This is a genomic window from Brevundimonas sp. (assembly GCF_965279155.1).
GTDB lineage: Bacteria > Pseudomonadota > Alphaproteobacteria > Caulobacterales > Caulobacteraceae > Brevundimonas.
The window spans coordinates 754,873-775,522 of the sequence record NZ_OZ257138.1 but is presented as its reverse complement, the minus strand read 5'-3'; the positions used below and the strand labels follow the sequence as shown (position 1 = coordinate 775,522).

General features: G+C 66.0%; 15 protein-coding genes. 10 read left to right on the top strand and 5 right to left on the bottom strand.

Going from position 1 to position 20,650, the window contains the following annotated elements; translation table 11 throughout:
* Nucleotides 1-7: 7 nt before the first annotated feature.
* From ACQY72_RS03870 to ACQY72_RS03850, 5 genes are all read right to left on the bottom strand, one after another.
* Complete coding sequence (locus ACQY72_RS03870) at nt 8-1,591, bottom strand: alkaline phosphatase D family protein (protein WP_428155888.1); 1,584 nt, start codon at nt 1,589-1,591, stop codon at nt 8-10.
* Between the two features lie 72 nt (nt 1,592-1,663).
* Nucleotides 1,664-3,871: a TonB-dependent receptor gene (locus ACQY72_RS03865; protein ID WP_428155886.1), complete on the bottom strand. Its 2,208-nt coding sequence runs from the start codon at nt 3,869-3,871 to the stop codon at nt 1,664-1,666.
* 274 nt (nt 3,872-4,145) lie between these two features.
* On the bottom strand, nt 4,146-5,396 hold the full coding sequence (locus tag ACQY72_RS03860) for a TetR/AcrR family transcriptional regulator (protein WP_428155884.1): 1,251 nt from the start codon (nt 5,394-5,396) through the stop codon (nt 4,146-4,148).
* Between the two features lie 114 nt (nt 5,397-5,510).
* On the bottom strand, nt 5,511-5,849 hold the full coding sequence (locus ACQY72_RS03855; protein WP_428155882.1) for an energy transducer TonB family protein: 339 nt from the start codon (nt 5,847-5,849) through the stop codon (nt 5,511-5,513).
* Between the two features lie 96 nt (nt 5,850-5,945).
* The gene (locus ACQY72_RS03850) at nt 5,946-6,836 is read right to left on the bottom strand and encodes a LysR family transcriptional regulator (protein ID WP_428155880.1); all 891 of its coding nucleotides are present in this window, start codon (nt 6,834-6,836) and stop codon (nt 5,946-5,948) included.
* A gap of 117 nt (nt 6,837-6,953) precedes the next feature.
* Between ACQY72_RS03850 and ACQY72_RS03845 the strand changes: the two genes are divergently transcribed.
* The 10 genes from ACQY72_RS03845 to ACQY72_RS03800 all read left to right on the top strand — a co-directional run bounded on the left by ACQY72_RS03845 (nt 6,954) and on the right by ACQY72_RS03800 (nt 20,647).
* Nucleotides 6,954-8,456 carry a CoA-acylating methylmalonate-semialdehyde dehydrogenase gene (locus ACQY72_RS03845; protein ID WP_428155878.1) on the top strand — a complete coding sequence of 501 codons (1,503 nt, stop codon included), beginning with the start codon at nt 6,954-6,956 and terminating at the stop codon, nt 8,454-8,456.
* Nucleotides 8,457-8,463: 7 nt separating this feature from the next.
* Nucleotides 8,464-9,600: an isobutyryl-CoA dehydrogenase gene (locus ACQY72_RS03840; protein WP_428155877.1), complete on the top strand. Its 1,137-nt coding sequence runs from the start codon at nt 8,464-8,466 to the stop codon at nt 9,598-9,600.
* Nucleotides 9,597-10,646 carry an enoyl-CoA hydratase/isomerase family protein gene (locus tag ACQY72_RS03835; RefSeq protein WP_428155875.1) on the top strand — a complete coding sequence of 350 codons (1,050 nt, stop codon included), beginning with the start codon at nt 9,597-9,599 and terminating at the stop codon, nt 10,644-10,646. Before ACQY72_RS03840 ends, ACQY72_RS03835 begins: the two co-directional genes overlap by 4 nt.
* A gap of 28 nt (nt 10,647-10,674) precedes the next feature.
* Nucleotides 10,675-11,577, top strand: a complete 903-nt coding sequence (mmsB, locus tag ACQY72_RS03830) for a 3-hydroxyisobutyrate dehydrogenase (RefSeq protein ID WP_428155873.1) — start codon at nt 10,675-10,677, stop codon at nt 11,575-11,577.
* A 425-nt stretch (nt 11,578-12,002) separates the two neighbouring features.
* The gene (locus ACQY72_RS03825) at nt 12,003-13,010 is read left to right on the top strand and encodes a LacI family DNA-binding transcriptional regulator (protein WP_428155871.1); all 1,008 of its coding nucleotides are present in this window, start codon (nt 12,003-12,005) and stop codon (nt 13,008-13,010) included.
* Nucleotides 13,011-13,059: 49 nt separating this feature from the next.
* Entirely contained in the window at nt 13,060-16,083 is a 3,024-nt protein-coding gene (locus tag ACQY72_RS03820) for a TonB-dependent receptor (RefSeq protein WP_428155869.1), read from the top strand.
* Between the two features lie 79 nt (nt 16,084-16,162).
* On the top strand, nt 16,163-17,626 hold the full coding sequence (locus ACQY72_RS03815) for a glucoamylase family protein (protein ID WP_428155868.1): 1,464 nt from the start codon (nt 16,163-16,165) through the stop codon (nt 17,624-17,626).
* A complete protein-coding gene (locus ACQY72_RS03810; RefSeq protein ID WP_428155866.1) occupies nt 17,623-18,906 on the top strand; it encodes a sugar ABC transporter substrate-binding protein in 1,284 nt (427 codons plus the stop codon). The genes ACQY72_RS03815 and ACQY72_RS03810 overlap by 4 nt, the downstream gene beginning before the upstream one ends.
* Nucleotides 18,903-19,835 (top strand): carbohydrate ABC transporter permease, encoded by a 933-nt coding sequence (locus tag ACQY72_RS03805; RefSeq protein ID WP_428155864.1) that lies wholly within the window; start codon nt 18,903-18,905, stop codon nt 19,833-19,835. The genes ACQY72_RS03810 and ACQY72_RS03805 overlap by 4 nt, the downstream gene beginning before the upstream one ends.
* Nucleotides 19,832-20,647, top strand: coding sequence for a carbohydrate ABC transporter permease (locus tag ACQY72_RS03800; protein WP_428155862.1), 816 nt, complete (start codon nt 19,832-19,834; stop codon nt 20,645-20,647). Before ACQY72_RS03805 ends, ACQY72_RS03800 begins: the two co-directional genes overlap by 4 nt.
* Nucleotides 20,648-20,650: the final 3 nt, after the last annotated feature.

Genomic DNA, 20,650 nt, shown 5'->3' with positions numbered 1-20,650 from the left:
TTGGATTTCAGGCGAGCTGGGCGCCGGGACGGCCGTCCTCGACGACCCAGGTGTTCAGGGTGGACAGGGCCGCCCTGGGATCGCGAACGTCGCTGATGGCCTGGTATCGCGTGGTCATCAGGCGCGGCGTGATGTCCATGGACATATAGCCCCGGACGCGACTGTCGAAGAATTTGATCTGCGGATTGTTCGGCATGTTCGCCATCAGGGAGTCGTAGGGCGGGCCCGAGGACGAGATGGAGGTGCCGACGAACTCTGTGGCGACCGTCGCCGACGACGGGTCGGCGCTGACGCGCTTCACGTCGTTGGTCCAGAAGGAATGGTAGTCGCCGCTCAGCACGACGGGATTGCGCGGTTTCAGAGTGGCCAGAGCCTCGGTCATCCGGTCGCGGGCGACGGGATAGCCGTCCCAGGTGTCCGTCCAGTAGCGCGTCTCCGCATCGCCGTTGCCGAACCGCAGTCCCGCCATCACCAGGTCCTGGCCCAGGATGTTCCAGCGCGCCTGCGACCTGGCCAGGCCGTCGTAGAGCCAGTTTTCCTGTTCGAAGCCCAGGAAGGTGCGCGAGGGGTCCAGGCGATCGGGACAGACGGCGTCGGTGACCACCTGTCCCTTGCCGCCGTTCGGGCCGTCGCTGCAGGCCTGTTTGGACCGATACTGGCGTCCGTCCAGCATGAAGAATTCGGCCAGGTTTCCGTATCGGATGCGGCGATGGATCGGCATCTGAAGGCGGGAATCCAGGCGGGTGCGGCGGATCGGCATGGCTTCGTAGAAGGCCTGGTAACCGGCGGCCCGGCGACGCAGGAAATCGTTCGGCGCGACGCCGGGCGTCTTGGACCAGATGCCGGAATAGTCGTCCTGAATCTCGTGGTCGTCCCACGTCGCCAGGCACGGTGCGGCGGCATGCAGACGCTGAAGGTCGGCGTCGGTGCGGTGCAGGGCGTAGCGGTTGCGATAGCCGGCCAGGGTCGTGGCCTCTTCCAGGCCATAGGGGCGAACGACATTGGCCGCCTGGGCGCCGGTTCGGCTGTATTCGTAGATATAATCGCCCAGGAACAGGGTCAGGTCCGGCGCCTCGTCGGCCATGTGGCCATAAGCGCTGAAATAGCCCGACTCCCAGTTCGAACAGGAGGCGACGGCTAAACGCAGCCGATCGACGGCGGCGTTCGGTGCGGGCGCGGTGCGCGCCAGGCCGACCGGACTTCGCTGGCCGGCGGCGGTGAAGCGATACCAATATGGGCGGCCGGGGCGCAGGCCCTGAACCTCGACGTGAACGGCATGGGCGGAGGAGACGTCCGCCGTCGCGCGGCCCGAGGCGGCGATGCGGCCAAAGCCTTCGTCCGTCGCGACCTCCCACACGACCTCGATCGGCGCCGACAGGCCGCCCAGGCCGTCGGGCGCTACGGGATCGGCCGCCAAGCGGGTCCACAGGACGAAACCGTCGGGCCAGGGATCGCCGCTGGCGACGCCGAGCGGAAACAGATAGGCGCCGCCGGCCTGCGCCTGGCCGAAACGCAGCACGACCGGGGCGGCGACCAGGCCGGCGATCAGGGCGCGGCGGCTCAGCGACAACGAGGGTTTGACAATCAGCATCGGCGACGATCCCGGCAGGCGAAGGCAAGAGGGCGGCGGGCCGGACAAACGGCCCGCCAATAGCGACCCGACTTAGAAGTCCATCGTCAGGCGCACGCCCACGGTGCGGCCTTCGTTCGGCGAACTGGTCGGGCGGGCGCCGCCGTTGAAGTTGTTGCGGGTCTCTTCGTATTCGGTGTTGAAGAGATTGCGCGCCCACAGGCCGACGCGCCAGTTGGCGTTCTCGGGCCCTGCGCTCAGGTTGGCGTTCCACAGCCAGTAGCCCGGCAGGACCGAGGCCGAGGAAGCGTTATAGATGCCGTCGCGCTGATTGTAGTTGGTCTCGGCCCGCAGGGCGACGCCGGCCATCGACCAGTCATAGGCGATGGAGCCGCCGTAGTTGAACTTGGGAAACTGCAGCGGTTCGCCCGAACGGTCGTTCGAGATGATGATGTCCCATGGGCCGTTGACCGGGTTGGCGGCGTTGGTCGCGGTGGGGTCGATGGCGAAGTATTCGTTATACTTGCCTTCCTTGTAGCCGAAGTTCTGGCTGATCGTCAGGCCCGAGAACGGCGTCCAGGTGAGCTCGATCTCGCCGCCATAGATTTCGGACTTGGGCACATTGGTGATCTTGCCCAGCTGGCCGGTCTCGCGGCTGTATTCGTTGCCCTGGATCTGCTGGTTTTCGTAGTCGTAGTAGAAGACGGCGCCGTTGACGCGCAGGCGGTTGTCTAACAGGTCCGACTTGATCCCTGCCTCATAGGCGATGACGATTTCAGGCTTGAAGGACGTCCGCGACTGGCCGTTGTAGGTGGTGAAGCCGCCCGACTTCACCCCGCGCGCCACGCTGGCGTAGAGCAGGGCGTTGTCGGCCAGGTCGTATTCCAGGCCAAAGCGGCCGGTCCATTCGGACAGGGAGGTCTCGAATGTCGCTTCCGGGCCGACCGCGACGTTCAGGCGGCGCGTGCCGGTCGTGGTCAGGCTGCGGTCCTCGTTCTCGTAACGCAGGCCGGCGATCAGGCTGAGGCGATCCGTCAGGGCGAAGCTGTTGTGGGTGAAGACGCCGATGGCCTGGACCGACTGATCATAGGGCGTGTTGATCAGGTTGCGGTTGGCGCCGCGGAACTCGGTGTAGAAGCCGCCGTCGACGCTTTCGTCGGCATAGTGGGCGCCGACCATCCAGTTCAGGCGACCCGCTTCGTTGGACAGGCGGGCTTCCTGTGAGAAGGCCTTGATGTCGTTGTAGAAATAGACGTCCGATTCCGCCGCCGGCGTGCCGTCCCAGTCATTGTATTCCGAGCGGCTGAAGGTCTGATAGGCGGTGATGGTGTTCAGCGTAGCCCAGCCCAGGTCGGCACGGACGCGGGCGCTGAGGTCCAGGCCGTCGTTGTCGCGACCCGGCTTGGCATCCAGGCTGCGCCCGGACACGGCCGCCAGGGCCGGCGAGATCTGCCAGCCCGTGATGCGGCGGGCGGTGTCGGCGGGATAGGTCACGCTGCCGTCGAAGACGGAGTAAGGCGCGCGCAGGCGCAAGCCAAGGCCATCCGACTTGTCGACCGAATAGGTGGCGGACAGATCGACCGTGACGTCCTGCGAGGCGTCCCAGGTCAGGCGGGCGCGCAGGGCGGTCTTGTCGCGATCGCCCAGCTTTTCGCCGGTCGTGCGGTGGTACTGCCAGGCGCCGCCCTGTTCGGTGACGGCGGCCAAACGACCCAGCAGGCCGGGCGCGATCTGGCCCGAGACATAACCCTCGACCTTGTAGCGGTCATAGGAGCCGTATTCGGCCGAGAAGCCCGCGCGTTGATCGACGGTCGGGGCGTTGGTGATGATGTTCACCGCGCCGCCGGTCGTGTTGCGGCCGTACAGGGTGCCCTGGGGGCCACGCAGCACTTCCAGTCGCGAGATGTCGAACATCGCGCCCTGGGTGGTGATCGTATAGGGGTGGGCGACCTCGTCGACATAGATGCCGACGGTGGAGGCGTTGTTCGAGGAATATTCGCGCGTGCCGATGCCGCGGATGCGGAAGCTGGGCTGGCCGCTGCCGAACTGGCTGTCGACCTCCATGTTCGGAACGACGTTTTCGATGTCGTTGATGACGCTGACGCCCTTTTCGTCGAGGTCCTGACCGCCGACGACAGTCAGTGCGATGCCGACGTCCTGGCTGGACTGTTCGCGACGCTGGGCGGTGACGACGATGTCCTGCACCGTCGCGGTGTGAACCTCGGAAGCGGTTTGGGCCGCTGCGGGCATAGCCGCAAAGGCGAGCACGACGCCGGAGGCGCCGAGGAGAAGACGTTGCATGTTGACCATCCTTCGGGCGACGCGCGGGGAGACCCCCTCCCTCGCGCGCCGAAGCGTTTCGGGGTGTCGTCGAACAGTCGCGATCCGGCGGTCAGGCGGGGCGGCGACAAGCGCAGGGGAGGAGGCCGAAGCCGCCTTCGCCGCGCCAGAAAAACAACTGTTCGACAACGATGCGCCAATAGGCCGCAGGGACGATGCTTTTGTGACGCTTAGCTGAAGTGTTTCTGTCAGGCGTGGCTATTCGCGGCGCAGTTCGCCGATAACGCGTGTTCTGTCACGCGCGGCGCGTAACCAATCGCAACGCCGCCGCCTGGAGGTCCGTCGCCGTGATGTCTGCGCCGGTGGCGCGCGCCGTCAGGGCGGCGCCCTTGATCCACAGGGCGAAGCGCGTGGCCGCCAGGCGGGTCAAGTCGAACTCGGCGGGCCAGACGCCCGCGCTGTTGTAATAGGTCCCGCCGCCTTCGGGGCCGCGCAACAGCATGACGAGATCCTCCAGCGACGGGTCTCGCCGCGCCTCGATACAGGCGCTAGCGATCAGGCGGGCGTAGCGGACGTAGAACCCCTCGGCCTGCGGCTGGATCGACACGGTCGGCGTCATGATGCGCGCCCAGCTGTCCAGATCGGCGGCGGCCGGATCGCCTTCGGGGCGTTGACCGGCCAGGTAGCGGGGCATGTCGCGGAACACGCTGTGCCACACCGCATCCAGAACGAACCGCCGCATGTCGGGCCAGTGATAGGCGATGGTCGAGGTCGAGGTGCCGGCCACCACGCTGACCGACCGATTGGTGACCGCCGTCACTCCCCCGGCCAGCATCTGATCTGCGGCGATGTCGAGCAGTTTGCGCCGCATGGACTCCGGCTCCAGGCCTTCGGCGGGCGCATTGGGCAGGACCAGATGTTCACGCCGCCACAAGGTCGCGGTCGCCGGGCCGTCTGGACGCCCAAAGGCGTGATCGACCAAACCGCCCAAACCCTCGGCGACGATGATCGCATAGTCGGAGCGCCCTGAAAGCGCGCCGGCATAGAACTGCTCCATGGTCAGCCAGGCGACGAGCGGCGCGGCGAACTCGGCCAGCCTGTCATTTGTGGCCAAGTGATTGCGCCAGGCCTCCCGTCGCATGGCGTCCCAGCGGGTCATCAGGTCGCGACGCGTGGGGCCGGTCTCGGCGTCCAGCAACAGGGCTTCCCAGATCCGCACGAAACCCGCCTCATGCCCGGCGCGCAGGCTCAGATAGTGCTGGATCAAGGCCAGCAGATTGTCCCGCTCGACGGGCAGGCCGGCGACGGACCGGAAGAACCGGGCATGAAACGCCGCGTCGAGCCGCAGGGCTTCCTCTCCGACAGCCTGAATCAGGCCGGACTTGGCCCCGAAAAGATTGACGATCACGGTCGTGCTCTTGCCGACAGCCCGAGCCAAGTCGCGCAAGGTCAGGCTGTTCAGCCCCCCGTCTGTCGCGTGCGCGATCGCCGCCTCGACGATCTGCTGAGCGTCGATGGCGCGGCTGGTCGTTGCGGGAGCGAGCATGAGGGCTTCAATGCCGGGCAGGCTGGCGAGTGTCGAGAGCCATCAACCACAACAACGATATGTTCAGGCGCTCCGAACTCCCGAGTAAATGGGAGCCTCTCCATCGTCTGGAGATCAGGGCGTGAAGTCGATGGTGCGCTCGAAGGGGGCGTCGACGGCGCGGCCGTGTTCGGTGACCGGGGTGACTTCGGCGTCGCTCATCAGGGCGAGGGCGGCCTCGCCGAAGCCAAGGCCGGGGCGGGTTTCTTCCAGGACAACGCAGTCGGCGACACGTCCGGACGCCAGGGCCGTGCAGCGCAGGCGAACGCTGAAGTGGTCGGCGGCGGGCTGCTGAATGGATGTGCGCTCGATGGCCGGGGTGGCCGCCGCTGCGAAATCTGCGTCACGCAGCGTTGGGGCGTTGGGGGCGCCCAGCAGGGTGGTCATCAAGGTCAGGCTGAGGATCAGGGTCATGGCAAATCTCGCTCGCCTGACATTAAGATTTGACGGCGACCTCTGTTCCCTCGAACGCGGAATTGTCTTGGAGGATGTGGCCGGAGTGTCGTGACGCTATCTGGCGAGCGGCGCATAAGGTTTGAGGCTGGCCTGGCGAGCCTCGCATAAGGTCTTCAGCCAGGTGCGGACGGTGCGCATGCGAGCGGTGTCGTGAACGTCGCGGTGGGTGGCCAGCCAGAAGCGGCGCTCGATCAGGATGGAGGGCAGGACACGCACCAGACCCTCGGCCAGGAAGCAGGGCAGGACGCCGATGCCGCCGCCGGCCGCGATGATCTCCTTCTGGGCGCGGATCGAGGACGAGGCGACGTGGGGCGTCAGGCCGGGGCGCACCTCGTCCAGGTATCGCAGCTCGGGCGCATAGATCAGGTCGTCGATATAGCCGGCGATGTCGAAGGCGGTCAGGTCTTCGACAGTCTGGGGCGCGCCGTGCTGCGCCAGATGGTCGGGCGAGGCGTAGAGGGCGAGCTGATAGGGCGTCAGCGGCTCGACGATCAGACGCGCGGCGTCGGGCGCGGCCAGGGTGATCGCCATGTCCACCTCGCGCCGGGTCGGCGACAGGAAGCCGGACGTGGCCGCCAGTTCGATCCGCAGGCCGGGACTGGTGCGGCGCAAGGCGGGCAGGGCGGGGGCCACGATGCTGACGCCGAACCCTTCCGATGCGCTGATGCGCACGACGCCGGCCAGGGTGTCGGCCTGGGTCACGCGGGCGGCGGCCTCCATCGCGCTTTCGGCCTCCAGCCCCATGTCGAGCAACTGGGCGCCCGCCGCCGTCAGCTGAAGGCCGGTGGTGGACCGGACGACGAGGGTGGATTTCAGCGTGCTTTCCAGCCGCGCCACCCGTCGCCCGACGGTGGCCGCATCAACGCCAAGCCTCAATGCCGCGCCGCCCAGCGATCCTGCCCGTGCGGCGGCGATGAAGATGCGGAGGTCGTCCCAATCGAACATCGCGAATGATCCCGTCGTGCAAAAATGCAGAAAGTTGGCTGCAACTTTGCATTATCGACCTGCGCGCCGGGGTGATAGCCATAGGCGAACAAAAGAACGATCAGGGAGATCCAGGCCATGCGCGACATCCGCCACTTCATCGACGGTGCGGCCTTCGACGGCGCGTCCGGGCGTTTCGGCGACGTGTTCAATCCCAACACCGGCGAGGTCCAGGCGCGCGTGCAGCTGGCCACGACGGGCGAGGTCGATCGCGCGGTCCAGGCGGCGCAGAACGCCTTCGACGGCTGGGCCAGCACCAATCCGCAACGCCGCGCGCGCGTCATGTTCGACTTCAAGCGCCTGGTCGAGGCGCGGATGGACGAGCTGGCCGAACTGCTGTCCAGCGAGCATGGCAAGGTCATCGCTGACTCGAAGGGCGACATCCAGCGCGGGCTGGAGGTGATCGAGTTCGCCTGCGGCATTCCCCACGCGCTGAAGGGCGAATACACCCAAGGGGCCGGCCCCGGCATCGACGTCTATTCGATGCGTCAGCCGCTGGGCGTGGTGGCGGGCATCACCCCGTTCAACTTCCCCGGCATGATCCCGATGTGGATGTTCGGCGTGGCCATCGCGGTCGGCAACACCTTCGTGCTGAAGCCGTCGGAGCGGGATCCGTCCCTGCCGGTGCGCCTGGCCGAGCTGATGCTGGAGGCCGGGGCGCCCAACGGCGTGCTGAACGTGGTGCACGGCGACAAGACGGCGGTCGACGCCATCCTGACCCATCCGCTGGTCCAAGCCGTCAGCTTCGTCGGCTCGTCCGACATCGCCCACTATGTCTATCAGACCGGCGCCGCCAACCATAAGCGGGTCCAGGCTATGGGCGGGGCCAAGAACCATGGCATCGTCCTGCCTGACGCGGACATGGATCAGGTCATCAAGGATCTGGCGGGCGCGGCCTATGGCTCGGCCGGCGAACGCTGCATGGCCCTGCCGGTCGTGGTGCCGGTCGGCAAGAAGACGGCGGACGAACTGCGCGAGCGGATGGTTGCGGAGATCCCGTCCATGCGGGTCGGCGTCTCGACCGACGCGGGCGCCCACTATGGCCCCGTCGTCACGGCCCAGCACCGCGAGCGCATCGCCGGCTGGATCGAGAAGGGCGTTCAGGAAGGCGCCGAACTGGTCGTCGATGGCCGCGACTTCAGCCTGCAAGGGCACGAGAAGGGATACTTCATCGGCCCGTCGCTGTTCGACCATGTGAAGCCTGAGATGTCCTCTTATCAAGAGGAAATCTTCGGCCCGGTGCTTCAGATCGTCCGCGCCGAGACTTTCGAGGAGGCGCTGGCCCTGCCGTCGAACCACCAGTACGGCAACGGCGTCGCCATCTTCACCCAGAACGGCCGCGCGGCGCGCGACTTCGCCGCCCGGGTCAATGTCGGCATGGTCGGCATCAATGTGCCGATCCCGGTGCCGGTCGCCTACCACACCTTCGGCGGCTGGAAGCGGTCGGCCTTCGGCGACATCAACCAGCACGGCATGGAGGGGGTCCGCTTCTGGACCAAGACCAAGACCGTCACCGCTCGCTGGCCCGACAGCGCGCTGGAGCATTCGGACAGTTCGTTCGTCATTCCGACGATGCGCTGAGGTCGCCATGGATTTCGCCCTTACCGACGATCAGCGCGCCATTCAGGACGCGGCGCGCGCGTTCGCCGACGCCGAACTAGCGCCCCATTCGGCGCGCTGGGACGAGGACAAGCATTTCCCCGTCGAGGTGATGAAGCAGGCGGCCGAGATGGGCTTCTGCGGCATCTATACCGGCGAAGAGTATGGCGGCATGGCCCTGGGACGGGTCGAGGCGGCGCTGATCTTTGAAGAGCTGTCGCGCGGCGATGTGGCGACGGCGGCCTTCATCTCGATCCACAATATGGCGACGTGGATGATCGACCGGTTCGGATCGGATGATCTGCGCGGGCGGTTCGTGCCGGATCTGGTCGGCATGGACAAGATCGCCTCCTACTGTCTGACCGAGCCGGGCTCCGGCTCCGACGCGGCGGCGCTGCGGACCACGGCCGTGCGCGACGGCGACCACTATGTGCTGAACGGGTCCAAGGCCTTCATCTCCGGTGCGGGGACCAGCGACCTCTATGTCGTCATGGTCCGCACGGGCGGGGAGGGCGCCAAGGGCGTGTCCGCCATCGTCGTCGAGGCCGGGACGCCCGGTCTGTCGTTCGGGGCGCAGGAGCGCAAGATGGGCTGGAACGCCCAGCCGACCGCCATCGTCCAGTTCGACGACTGCCGCGTGCCGGTCGCAAATCTGCTGGGCGAGGAGGGGGCGGGCTTCAAATACGCGATGGCCGGGCTGGACGGCGGGCGGCTAAACATCGCCGCCTGTTCGCTGGGCGGGGCGCGGCTGGCGCTGGAGACGGCGCAGGAATACGTGACGACGCGCAAGCAGTTCGGCCGTCCGATCGGCGAGTTCCAGGCGCTGCAGTTCCGCCTGGCCGACATGGCGACGGATCTTGAGGCCGCGAGGTTGATGGTGCTGCGCGGCGCCTGGGCCATCGACACCGACCATCCCGAAAAGACCAAATGGTGCGCCATGGCCAAGCGGCTGGCCACCGACGCCTGTTTCCAGATCGCCGACGAGGCCCTGCAACTGCACGGCGGCTACGGCTATCTGAAGGACTATCCGCTGGAACGGATCGTGCGCGACCTGCGGGTCCACCGCATCCTGGAAGGCACCAACGAGATCATGCGCGTGATCATCGCGCGGGAGATGGCGCGATGAGCGAAGCCGAGGTCATCACCCGCATCGAAGCCGGCGTCGGCCGCATCACCTTGAACCGGCCCAAGGCGATCCATGCGCTGAACCGGTCGATGTGCGAGGCGATGATTGCGGCGCTTTTGGAGTGGCGCGATGATGCGGCGGTGACCTCTGTCCTGATCGATCACGCAGGCGAGCGCGGCTTCTGTGCGGGCGGCGACATCCGCATGATCGCGGACAGTGGAGCGGGCGACGGCGTGGACGCCAAGGCCTTCTTCCTGGCCGAATATCGGCTGAACGATCTGATGTTCGGCTATCCCAAGCCGATCACGGCCATCGTGGACGGCATCGTCATGGGCGGCGGGGTCGGGATTTCGGAACCGGCGGATGTCCGCATCGCCACCGAACGCACCACCTACGCCATGCCGGAGACGGGCATCGGCCTGTATCCCGAGGTGGGGGGCGGGTGGTTTCTGCCACGCTTGCCAGGCCAGACAGGCGTCTGGATCGGGCTGACGGGCGCGCGGCTGAAGGCGGCGGATACGGTGGCCCTGGGCATCCACACCCACTTCGTGCCGAGCGAAGGCGTCGAGGCGTTGAAGGCCGATCTGCTGGCCGAGGAAGCAGATCCGGCTGCGGTCGCCGCCCGTCACGCCAAGGACGCCGGGCCTGCGCCTCTGGCCGCTTATCGCGAGGCTATCGATCGGCTGTTCGCCTTCGACACGGTCGAGGATATTTTTGCGGCGCTGGAGGCGGACGGGTCCGACTGGGCCTCCGCTCAACTGGCGACGCTGAAGACCAAGTCGCCGACCTCGCTGAAGGTCACGCTGCGGCACATTCGCGAAGGGGGCAAGGCCTCGTCTTTCAGCGACAATATGGCCGTCGAATATGCCGTCAGCGGCCGGATCGGCGCCACCCACGACTTCCAGGAAGGCGTGCGGGCCGTGATCGTGGACAAGGACAACGCGCCCCAATGGTCCCCGGCGGACCTGTCGGGCGTTACGGATGCGACGCTGGATGCGCTGTTCGCACCCCTGCCGGACAATGAAAAATGGACGCCGCTGGCCTGACCGCGACGCCGACAAAGGGAGAGAGACCATGACCAAGATCGCCTTCATCGGCCTGGGCAATATGGGCGGCGGCATGGCCGCGAACCAGGCCAGGGCGGGCCATGAGGTCGCCGCCTTCGACCTGTCGGCGCAGGCGCTGGAGCGGGCCAGCGCGGCCGGCTGCGTCGCGGCTTCGTCCGTCGCCGAGGCCGTCAAGGACGCCGAGGTCGTCATCACCATGCTGCCCGCCGGGCCGCATGTGCTGAAGGTCTATTCGGAACAGATCATCGGCGCGGCGCCGTCGTCGGCCCTGTTGCTGGACTGTTCGACCATCGACGTGGAGACGGCGCGCAAGGTCGCCGGCTTGGCCAAGACCGCCGGCTATGCCTTTGCAGACGCGCCCGTGTCGGGCGGCACGGCGGCGGCGGATGCGGGCGCGCTGGCCTTCATGGTCGGCTGCGACGAAGCCGACTTCTCGCGCGTCGAGGCGGCCCTCGAACCCATGAGCCGCATCACCATCCGCGCCGGCGATCATGGGGCGGGGCAGGCGGCCAAGATTTGCAACAATATGCTGCTGGGCATTTCCATGCTCGGCACGTGCGAGGCCATCGCCCTGGCCGAGAAACTGGGCCTGGATCCCGAACGCTTCTTCGAGATCGCGTCCAAGTCCTCGGGCCAGTGCTGGAGCGTCACCAGCTATTACCCTTGGCCCGGACCGGTGCCGACCGCACCGTCGAACCGCGACTATCAGGGCGGGTTCGCCACGGCCATGATGCTGAAAGACCTGAAGCTGGCCCAGGATGCGGCGGCGAAGTCGGGCGCCTCGACACCCCTGGGCGCCCAGGCCGAGGCCATGTATGCCCTGTTCGACGGCATCGGTTATGGCGGTCGCGACTTTTCCGCCATGCTGCAGATGTTGCGCGGCCGGTTGTCGGATCTCAACCCCGCCTGACAGGCAGCGTTGCGATTGCGAGGCTCGCATCCTGTCAGTGGTGCGGGCCTTTTGCATGTCTGGTCGGTCGATTCGCGCCGCACACCTGTGGTGCGACCAAGTCGCGCGCCAACCGTTCGGCGCCGTCGATGTAGCATTTCTGATCGCGTCTAAAAAAAGAAGCGATAGCAATGGGTTGTATTGCGTCCGCCTGGCGTATGCCATTTTCGACGACTGACCCTTGGTGAAAAATAGCCCGAAATGCGGCCGAACATGGCTTGCGGCGCGCATCGCTCCCGTGTCATGTAACCGCTTACATCATCTATCGACGGATCTTCGAGAAGGGGCCGGGACGGTAGGGAGCAGGGAGAATCCGATTGGATATGGCTGCGTCTAGCGTTGCGTCTGCACGGCAGGAAGGACCGCCTTTCGCCAAGGCCGCGACCATGCGCGACGTGGCCGAACGCGCCCAGGTGTCGGTGGCGTCCGTCTCTCGCGTGCTGAACGGGCTGGGCGTGACCTCCGACGCGACGCGCCAGCGGGTGCTCGATGCCGTGGAACATCTGCGTTACGTGCCGCACTTCGGCGCCCGCAGTCTGTCGACCAGCAAGAACGACACCATCGGCGTCATCCTGCCTGACCTGTTCGGTGAGTTCTTCTCGGAACTGATCCGGGGCATGGACCTGGCCGCGCGCGCCCACGGCAAACACCTGATCGTCTCCAGTTCACATGACGGCGCTGACGACACCCTGGCCGCCGTTCGGTCGATGCGGGGGCGGGTGGACGGCATGATCGTGCTGTCGCCCCATCTCGGCGCCGCGAACCTGGCGTCCGAGTTCGCCGGCCGCATGCCCGTGCTGCTGATGAACGGCGGCACGGCCGAGGCGGGACGCGCCGCCATCATGATCGACAACCACGGCGGCGCCGTCTGCGCCGTCGAGCACCTGATCGCCACCGGACGTCGTCGCATCGCCCACATTCGCGGCGCGGCCGGCAACATCGAGGCCGACACGCGCGCGGCGGGCTATGCCGCAGCGCTGAACGGCCATGCCCCGATCATCGTCGAGGGCGACTTCTCCCAGGCCTCGGGCCACCGCGCCGCGACCCGGTTGCTGGCCATGTCGGAGCGGCCCGACGCCGTCTTCGCCGCCAACGACATGATGGCCGTCGGCGCGCTTCTGGCTTTTCAGGAAGCCGGCGTGCGCTGCCCCGAGGACATCGCGGTCGTCGGCTTCGACGACGTGCCCATCGCCGCCCTGATGCGGCCCGCGCTGACCACCATGCGCGTCAACATCGCGGAAATCGGCCGAAGAGGCGTCGAACGCCTGATCGGTCTTGTCCAGGCCGGCCCGAACGCCGACGCCCCGGACACCGCTTGCGAAATCGTTCGGCCGATCCTGGTCGAACGCCAATCCACCGCGGCGGCATCGTCCGCCAGGTTCAACAAAGGGTAGGCCAGCCATGTCGCTGAAAACCGATCCCATCAGGAGGGGAGAGCTCAGGATGAACCAGTTCAACACGCGTAAGGCCGCCTTGGCCGCCGCATCGGCCATCGCCATAAGCATGGCCGTCGTGGGCGCAGCCCAAGCGCAGAATGCGACGACGACGCTGCGTGGCGCCGTCTTTGACGGTCAGACGGTCGAGGCCGGCGCGACGGTCGTCGCCACTGAAGTATCCACCGGATACGCGACCCGCTCGCGCGTCGGCGCAGACGGCCGCTATGTCCTTTCGGGCCTGCGTCCCGGCACCTATCGGGTGCAGGTGACCAGCGCAGACGGTCAGACGGCGGAAGAGACCGTCACCCTTTCGCTGGGCCAGGTCGGCACGCTGAACCTTGATGTCGCCTCGACCGCCACGACCGGCGCCGCGACGGACGGTGCGACCGAACTGGGCGAGATCGTCGTCACCGGCCGCCGCGTCTTCGAGGTGCGCACACCTGAAGTCGCCACCAATGTGACCCAGCAGCAGATCAACAACCTGCCGCAGATCAGCCGCAACTTCCTGAACTTCGCCGCCCTGGCTCCGGGCCTGCGCGTGACCGAAGACGACACCGAGCGGACGATCTCCGCCGGCGGCCAGACCGCCCAGGCGATCAACGTCTTCATCGATGGCCAGAACCGCAAGTCGCTGATCAACGACGGCGGCGTCGCCGGCCAGGACGACAGCCGCGGTACGCCCTTCCCGCAGGGCGCTGTGCAGGAGTTCCGCGTCATCAGCCAGAACTTTAAGGCGGAGTATGAACAGGCCGGTTCGGCCATCATCACCGCCGTCACCCGCTCGGGCACCAACGAGTTCCACGGCGACGCCTTCGTCTTCTACCAGGACCCGGACTGGGTCGCTCAGGATCAGATTTCCGAGCGTCGCGGCGCCGAAAAGGCTCCGGTGCGTCGTCTGCAGTACGGCGCCAGCCTGGGTGGACCGATCATCCAGGACCGCCTGCACTTCTTCGGCGCCTATGAGCGCAAGGACGAAGACCGGGTCGCCCAATCTTTCCTGAACCGCACGGAATACAACGACTTCTTCGCAGCGGATTTGGGCACGGTTTCGACGCCCTACGAACAGGACGTCTTCTTCGGCAAACTGTCGTGGCAGATCGACGACCGTCAGCGTCTGGAGTTCAGCACTGAATACAAGACGGAAGAGGACATCCGCGGCGCCAGCGGCCAGAATGCACCGAGCCGGGCCGCCCGCAACAACGGCGAGACGCAGGCCTTCAATCTGCGTCACCAGTTCCAGGGCCAGCACTTCCTGAACGAGTTCTCGGTCGACTATCTGAAGTCGAGCTACGAACAGTCGGTAATCAACGGCTCGGATTATGGCCGCGAATACGTGATCTTCCGCGACAACGTCCCTGATAATGTGAATGTGCCGGGCAGCGCTGGCTTCCAGTACAGTTACAACAACCGCGACTCGACGGTCTTCACAGCCGGCGGTCGGGCCGACGCCCAATTTCTACAGCAGGAGAGCACCACGATCCGTAACGATCTCACGATCCCGGATCTGGCCTGGATGGGTACGCACACGATCAAGATCGGTGCGAAATACTCGATGCAGAACTACTTCGTGCAGAAGGACTTCGGACGTAACCCGACCTTCGTCTACGACATCGAAGGGCGGCCCGAGATCAACGGCAGCCGCACCATACCTGTTGCGGTGAATCTGGGCGTCGCCGTGCCGCCGGCAGACGTCGATAACAACGTCGTCGGCCTGTACATCCAGGATGATTGGCAGATCACCGACAAGCTGGAAATCAATCTTGGCCTTCGTTGGGACTACGAGGACAACGCGGTCAACAACGACTACCGCACGCCCGATTCCATTCGGGACATGCTTGCCGCGATCCAGAATCTGCCGGGCTACGACTTCCCGTCCTATTTCAACCCCGCGGATTACGTTTCCGACGGTGATCGCAAGGCGTTCAAGGGCGCTTTCCAGCCTCGCTTCGGTTTCTCGTACGATGTGTTCGGCGACGAACAGACGGTCGTCTTCGGCGGAGCCGGTCGCTACTATGACCGCGTCGGTTTCAACTTCGCCTTCGATGAGCGGTTCAAGCCTTTCCAGTTCAACAAGAGCATCTACTTCTCGAACGCGGGTGGCCCGCGCGGCGGACAGGATACGATCGCGTGGGACCCGCGTTACCTTACGCCGGCCGGTCTCGACCCGCTGCTGGCGGCAAGCCCCGGCGCGGGCGAGGTCTTCCTGGTCAAGAACGACTTCGAGCCCCCGCGCACGGATCAGTTCAACATCGGCGTGCGTCAGAAGTTTGGACGCTGGCAGACGGCCCTGACCTTGGCCGCCGGTCACACCGAGGGTGAATCGGCCTGGAATATCGCCAACGCCCTGACGGCGACCGGCGGCCGGTTCGATGGCCCAACGCCGGGTTCAGTCGGCTTCTCTCAGTTCCGCAACCTGATCTTCTTCCAGAACACGGACAAGGAGCGCGATTACAAGGCGGTCTACTTCACCGCCGACAAGCCCTACAACGCTGAGGATCGCTGGGGCTTCAACGTCGCCTACACCTATATGGACGCGACCCAGAACGGCAGCCGCGACAACGGCTACGGCGCCTTCGACTTCGACTACAACACGCCGAGCCAGTCGCCCGAGTATCGGTCGTCCACGGACGAGCGTCACCGCATCGTGGCGTCCGGCACCCTGGGCCTGCCCGCAGACTTCCTGCTGTCGGGTATTGTAACCTTGGGTTCGGGTCTGCCGTACAACATCAACGACTGCCCGAACGCGCCCGCCGGCGGCCCTAACGTCTGCTGGAACGCAGGAAACCCCGACAAGCGCGCCTTCCTGCCCGGTCTGAACTTCGCCTATCGCCAGGTCGATCTGCGCCTGACCAAGGGCTTCGACGTCTTTGGCGGGCAGCGGGTCGAGTTCATCGCCGACGCGATCAACATCTTCAACTTCACCAATTACAAGTCGTTCGACACCGGCTTCAACAGCGCCCGCTACGGCGCGGGCACAGAAGCCTATTTGCCGACGCGCAGCTTCCAGATGGGCCTGCGTTACTCCTTCTAAGAACCTGAGCCTTGGCCGTCTTCCGCTTGTCGGAAGGCGGCCTTTCTTTTTTGATTTCAGTAAAACAGTGAGCGTGCCCATGAACCGCCGAAACTTTCTGATGCGAACGACGGCTGGAGCGGCCGCAGTGGCGGTCGGGTTTCCGGTGGGGGCGGTGGCGCAGCAGGCGGTGACGGGGGCGGTGAACGGGACGGAGCGGCGGCCATTGCGGCTGGATCGCGAGATCGCCGAGCTTCAGGAGCGCACCTTCCGTTGGTTCGAGAAGGTGACGGATCGGCGCACGGGTCTGACGCCGGATCGCTGGCCGACGCCATCTTTCTGTTCGGTGGCGGCGGTCGGGTTTGCCCTGACATGCTGGCCGGTGGGTGTGGAGCGCGGCTGGATGAGCCGGGCCGAGGCGCGCGAGCGGACCCTGACCACGCTGCGATTCTTCCATGACTTGCCGCAGGGGCCGGAAGCGACCGGCACGGCGGGCCACAAGGGCTTCTTCTATCATTTCCTGGACATGCAGACCGGGCTGCGGTTCGCGCAGAACGAGCTGTCCACGGTCGATACGGCCCTGCTGATCGGGGGCATGTTGTTCGCCGCCCGCTATTTCGACGGCCGCCATGCCGACGAGGCGGAAATCCGTCAGAAGGCCCAGGCCATCTATGAGCGGATCGAGTGGCCGTGGGCCGTGATCCGCGACAACCGCATCACAATGGGCTGGCATCCCGAGAGCGGCTTCATCCCCTCGGACTGGCACGTCTATAACGAAGGCATGCTGGTGCTGCTGCTGGCTGTGGGCAGCCCGACCCATCCGGTGTCGGTCAATGTCTGGCACGAATGGGCCGCCAGCTACGACGAAAGCTGGACCGACCGCTGGGGCAGCTGGCACCTGAACTTCGCTCCCATCTTCGGGCATCAGTACAGCCATATGTTCATCGACTTCCGCGGCATTCAGGACGCCTGGATGCGGGGGCAGTCGGCCCAACTGGGCGAGCAACTGGACTATTTCGAGAACAGCCGCCGCGCCGTCTATGCCCAGCAGAAATACGCCCACGACAATGTCGCGGGCTGGGCCGGCTATTCGTCCGAGGTCTGGGGCCTGACGGCCTGCGATGGGCCGGGCGACTTCAAACAGGTGATCGACGGCAAGGAACGCGAGTTCTTCAGCTATTCCGCGCGCGGGCCGGGAGAGCGCGACGACGGCACCATCGCACCGACGGCCGCCGTCGGCTCCATCGCCTTCGCGCCCGAGATCGTCGTGCCCTGCGTCAAGGCGATGAAGCAGAAATACGGGACGGGCATCTATACCGAGTGGGGTTTCCTCGACAGCTTCAACCCGACCCTGACGGTGCGCGACGGACCGTTGCAGCACGGCAAGATCGTGGACGGCGTCGGCTGGGTGGACGGCGACTATCTGGGCATCGACCAGGGGCCGATCGTCATCATGACCGAGAACCACCGATCCGACTTCATCTGGCGCTATATGCGCGGCGAGCCCAACATCCGTCGCGGGCTTGAGATTTCGGGCTTCACCGGCGGATGGCTGAACGCATGACGCAGACCGCCCATAGGCCCAATCCACACAGAAGGAGCGCGCTGGCCCTGATGGCGGGAGGTGCGGCTGCGGCCTGCACCCCGCGCCGGTCGGGCGAGACCGTGCTGCGCTTCTGGGCCATGGGCAATGAGGGCGGGACCGTCGGGCAGCTGATGCCCGAGTTCGAGCGGCGCAATCCCGGCGTCCGGGTCGAGGTCCAGCCCCTGCCGTGGACCGCAGCGCACGAGAAGCTGCTGACCGCCTATGCCGGGGCCTCGCTGCCGGACGTCAGCCAGATCGGCAATACCTGGGTCGCGGAGCTGAGCGCCATCGGCGCCTTGTCGCCGACCCCGCCCGAGGCAGCGAACCTGCTGACCGATCAGTTTCCGGCGGTTCTGGAAACGAACGAGATCGCCGGCCGGGCCATGACCACGCCCTGGTATGTGGACACCCGGCTGCTGTTCTATCGCAAGGATCTGTTGGCGCGGGCCGGGTTCGATGCGCCGCCTGAAGACTGGGTTGAGTGGAAGCGGGCCATGCATGGGATCAAGCGCGTGGCGGGCGGCGATAACTTCGCCATCCTGCTACCGCTGAACGAGTTCGAGCAGCTTCTGACGTTCGGGCTTCAGATCGACGAGCCGCTGCTGCGGGATCGGGACACGCGGGGAAACTTCTCCAGTCCCGGCTTCGTCGCGGCCCTGGCCTTCTATCGCAGCCTGTTTGCGGAAGGGCTGGCGCCTCTGGCCTCGGCGACGCAGATTTCCAACGTCTGGACCGAGTTCGCCAAGGGCTATTTCAGCTTCTACTTCTCCGGCCCGTGGAGCGTGGGCGATTTCCGGGACAAGCTGCCCGCGTCGTTTCAGCCTAACTGGGCCACGACGGGCGTGCCGGGGCCGAACGGCCTGGGCGCCTCGGCTCCGGGCGGGTCCAGCCTGGCGGTGTTCAAGTCCTCGCCGCATCAGGACGCGGCCTGGGCCCTGGTCCGCTATCTGTCAGAACCGGCGGTGCAGGCCCGGTTCAACACCATCGTCGGCGACCTGCCTGCGCGCCAGAGCGCCTGGGACATCGCAGGGGTCGAGCGCGATCCGATGCTGGCGCCGTTCCGGGGACAACTGGCGCGCGCCAAGGCGGTGCCCAAGGTGCCCGAATGGGAGCGGATCGTGACGGAGATGCAGATCGTCGCCGAACGGATGGTGCGCGGCGAATATACGCCGGAGACTGCGGCCGCCGAGATCGACCGCCGCGCCGACCGGCTGCTGGAAAAGCGCCGCTGGATGATGGAACAGGGCAGGGCCGTATGACCGTCGTCGATCCGACATTGGCGCGCGAGAAGCCGTCACGGGGACGCGGCGCCCGCGAACGCGCCGCCTGGGCCTTCGTCGCCCCGGCGATGATCGCCATCGGCCTGTTCTTCGCCATTCCGGTGGTCGCGGCCCTGCTGCTCAGCCTGACCGACTTCGACATCTACGCCCTGGCGAACCTGGACAATCTGCGTTTCGTCGGCCTCCAGAACTACGAGCGGCTGCTGACCAATCCCCTATTCTGGGGGGCGATGAAGAATACGCTGACCTTCGCCGTCCTGGGCGTGCCCCTGTCCATCGCGGCATCGCTGGCGGCGGCGGTGATCCTGAATGCGCGGGTGGTGAAGTGGCGGCCGATCTGGCGGGTCATGTTCTTCGCCCCCTATGTCACCACCCTGGTCGCCACCGCCGTGGTGTGGCGCTATCTGCTGCACACCCGTTATGGCGTCATCAACTGGGGCCTAACGAGCATCGGCCTGCCCGCCGTGGATTGGCTGGGGAACCCATCGACCTCTATCCCCGCCATCCTGATGTTCGTGGTCTGGAAGATCTTCGGCTACAATATGCTGATCTTCCTGGCAGTTCTTCAGACCGTGCCTGACGACCTGTACGAGGCCGCCCGCATCGACGGGGCCGGGCCGTGGAAACAGTTCCGCCATGTGACCCTGCCGGCCATCGCGCCGACCATGCTGCTGGTCTCGATCATCTCGGTCGCCAGCTTCTTCCAGCTGTTCGCCGAACCCTATGTGATGACCCAAGGGGGGCCGGCCCAGAGCACGGTGACGGTGCTCTACTTCATGTATGAAGAGGGCTTCAAATGGTGGAACCTGGGCTCGGCCAGCGCCGTGGCCTTCGTCCTGTTCCTATGCATCCTGGCCATCACCCTGGTCCAGTTGGCGGTGGCGAAGCGCGTGGGGGCGTACCAATGAAAATCCGCGCCATCCTGCTGAACCTCGCCGTCGCCCTCATCGCGCTGGTCGTTCTGTTCCCGCTGGTCTGGATGGTGTCAGTCAGCTTCATGGCGACCGGCGAGGCGGCGGTGTTTCCGCCGCCGCTGTTGCCCTCGCACTGGACGCTGGAGCATTACCGCGACCTGTTCCTGAACCAGGGCATGGGGCGGTATCTGTGGAACAGCTTCGCCCTGGCGACACTGGCGACCATCCTGGCGCTCAGCTTCACCGTCCCGGCCGGATACGCCTTCGCAAAGCTGAAGTTCGCCGGGCGCGAGCGGCTGTTTCAATTCCTGGTCGCCGCCCTGGTGGTGCCGGCCCAGATCGGCACCCTGCCGCTGTTCCTGATGTTGAAGGGGATGGGGCTGGTGAACACCTATGCCGGGGCGCTGGTGCCCTGGCTGGCCTCGATCTTCGGCCTGTTTCTGGTGCGCCAATATGCGCTGAGCATTCCTGATGAGATGCTGGAGGCCGCCCGGATCGACGGCGCCAGCGAGGGCCAGATCTTCCGCCGCATCGTCCTGCCGACCCTGCAGCCGATCATCGTGACGCTAGGCCTGTTCGTCTTCCTGGGCAGCTGGAACGACTTCCTTTGGCCCCTGATCGTTCTGACGGATCAGTCGAACTACACCCTGCCGGTGGCGCTGGCGGCCCTGTCGCGCGAGCATGTGCAGGACATCGAACTGATGATGGCCGGCGCCGTCGTCACGGTCGCACCCGTGCTGATCCTCTTCCTCGCCCTGCAACGATACTACATCCGCGGCATGCTCGCGGGCAGCGTGAAGGGCTGACCA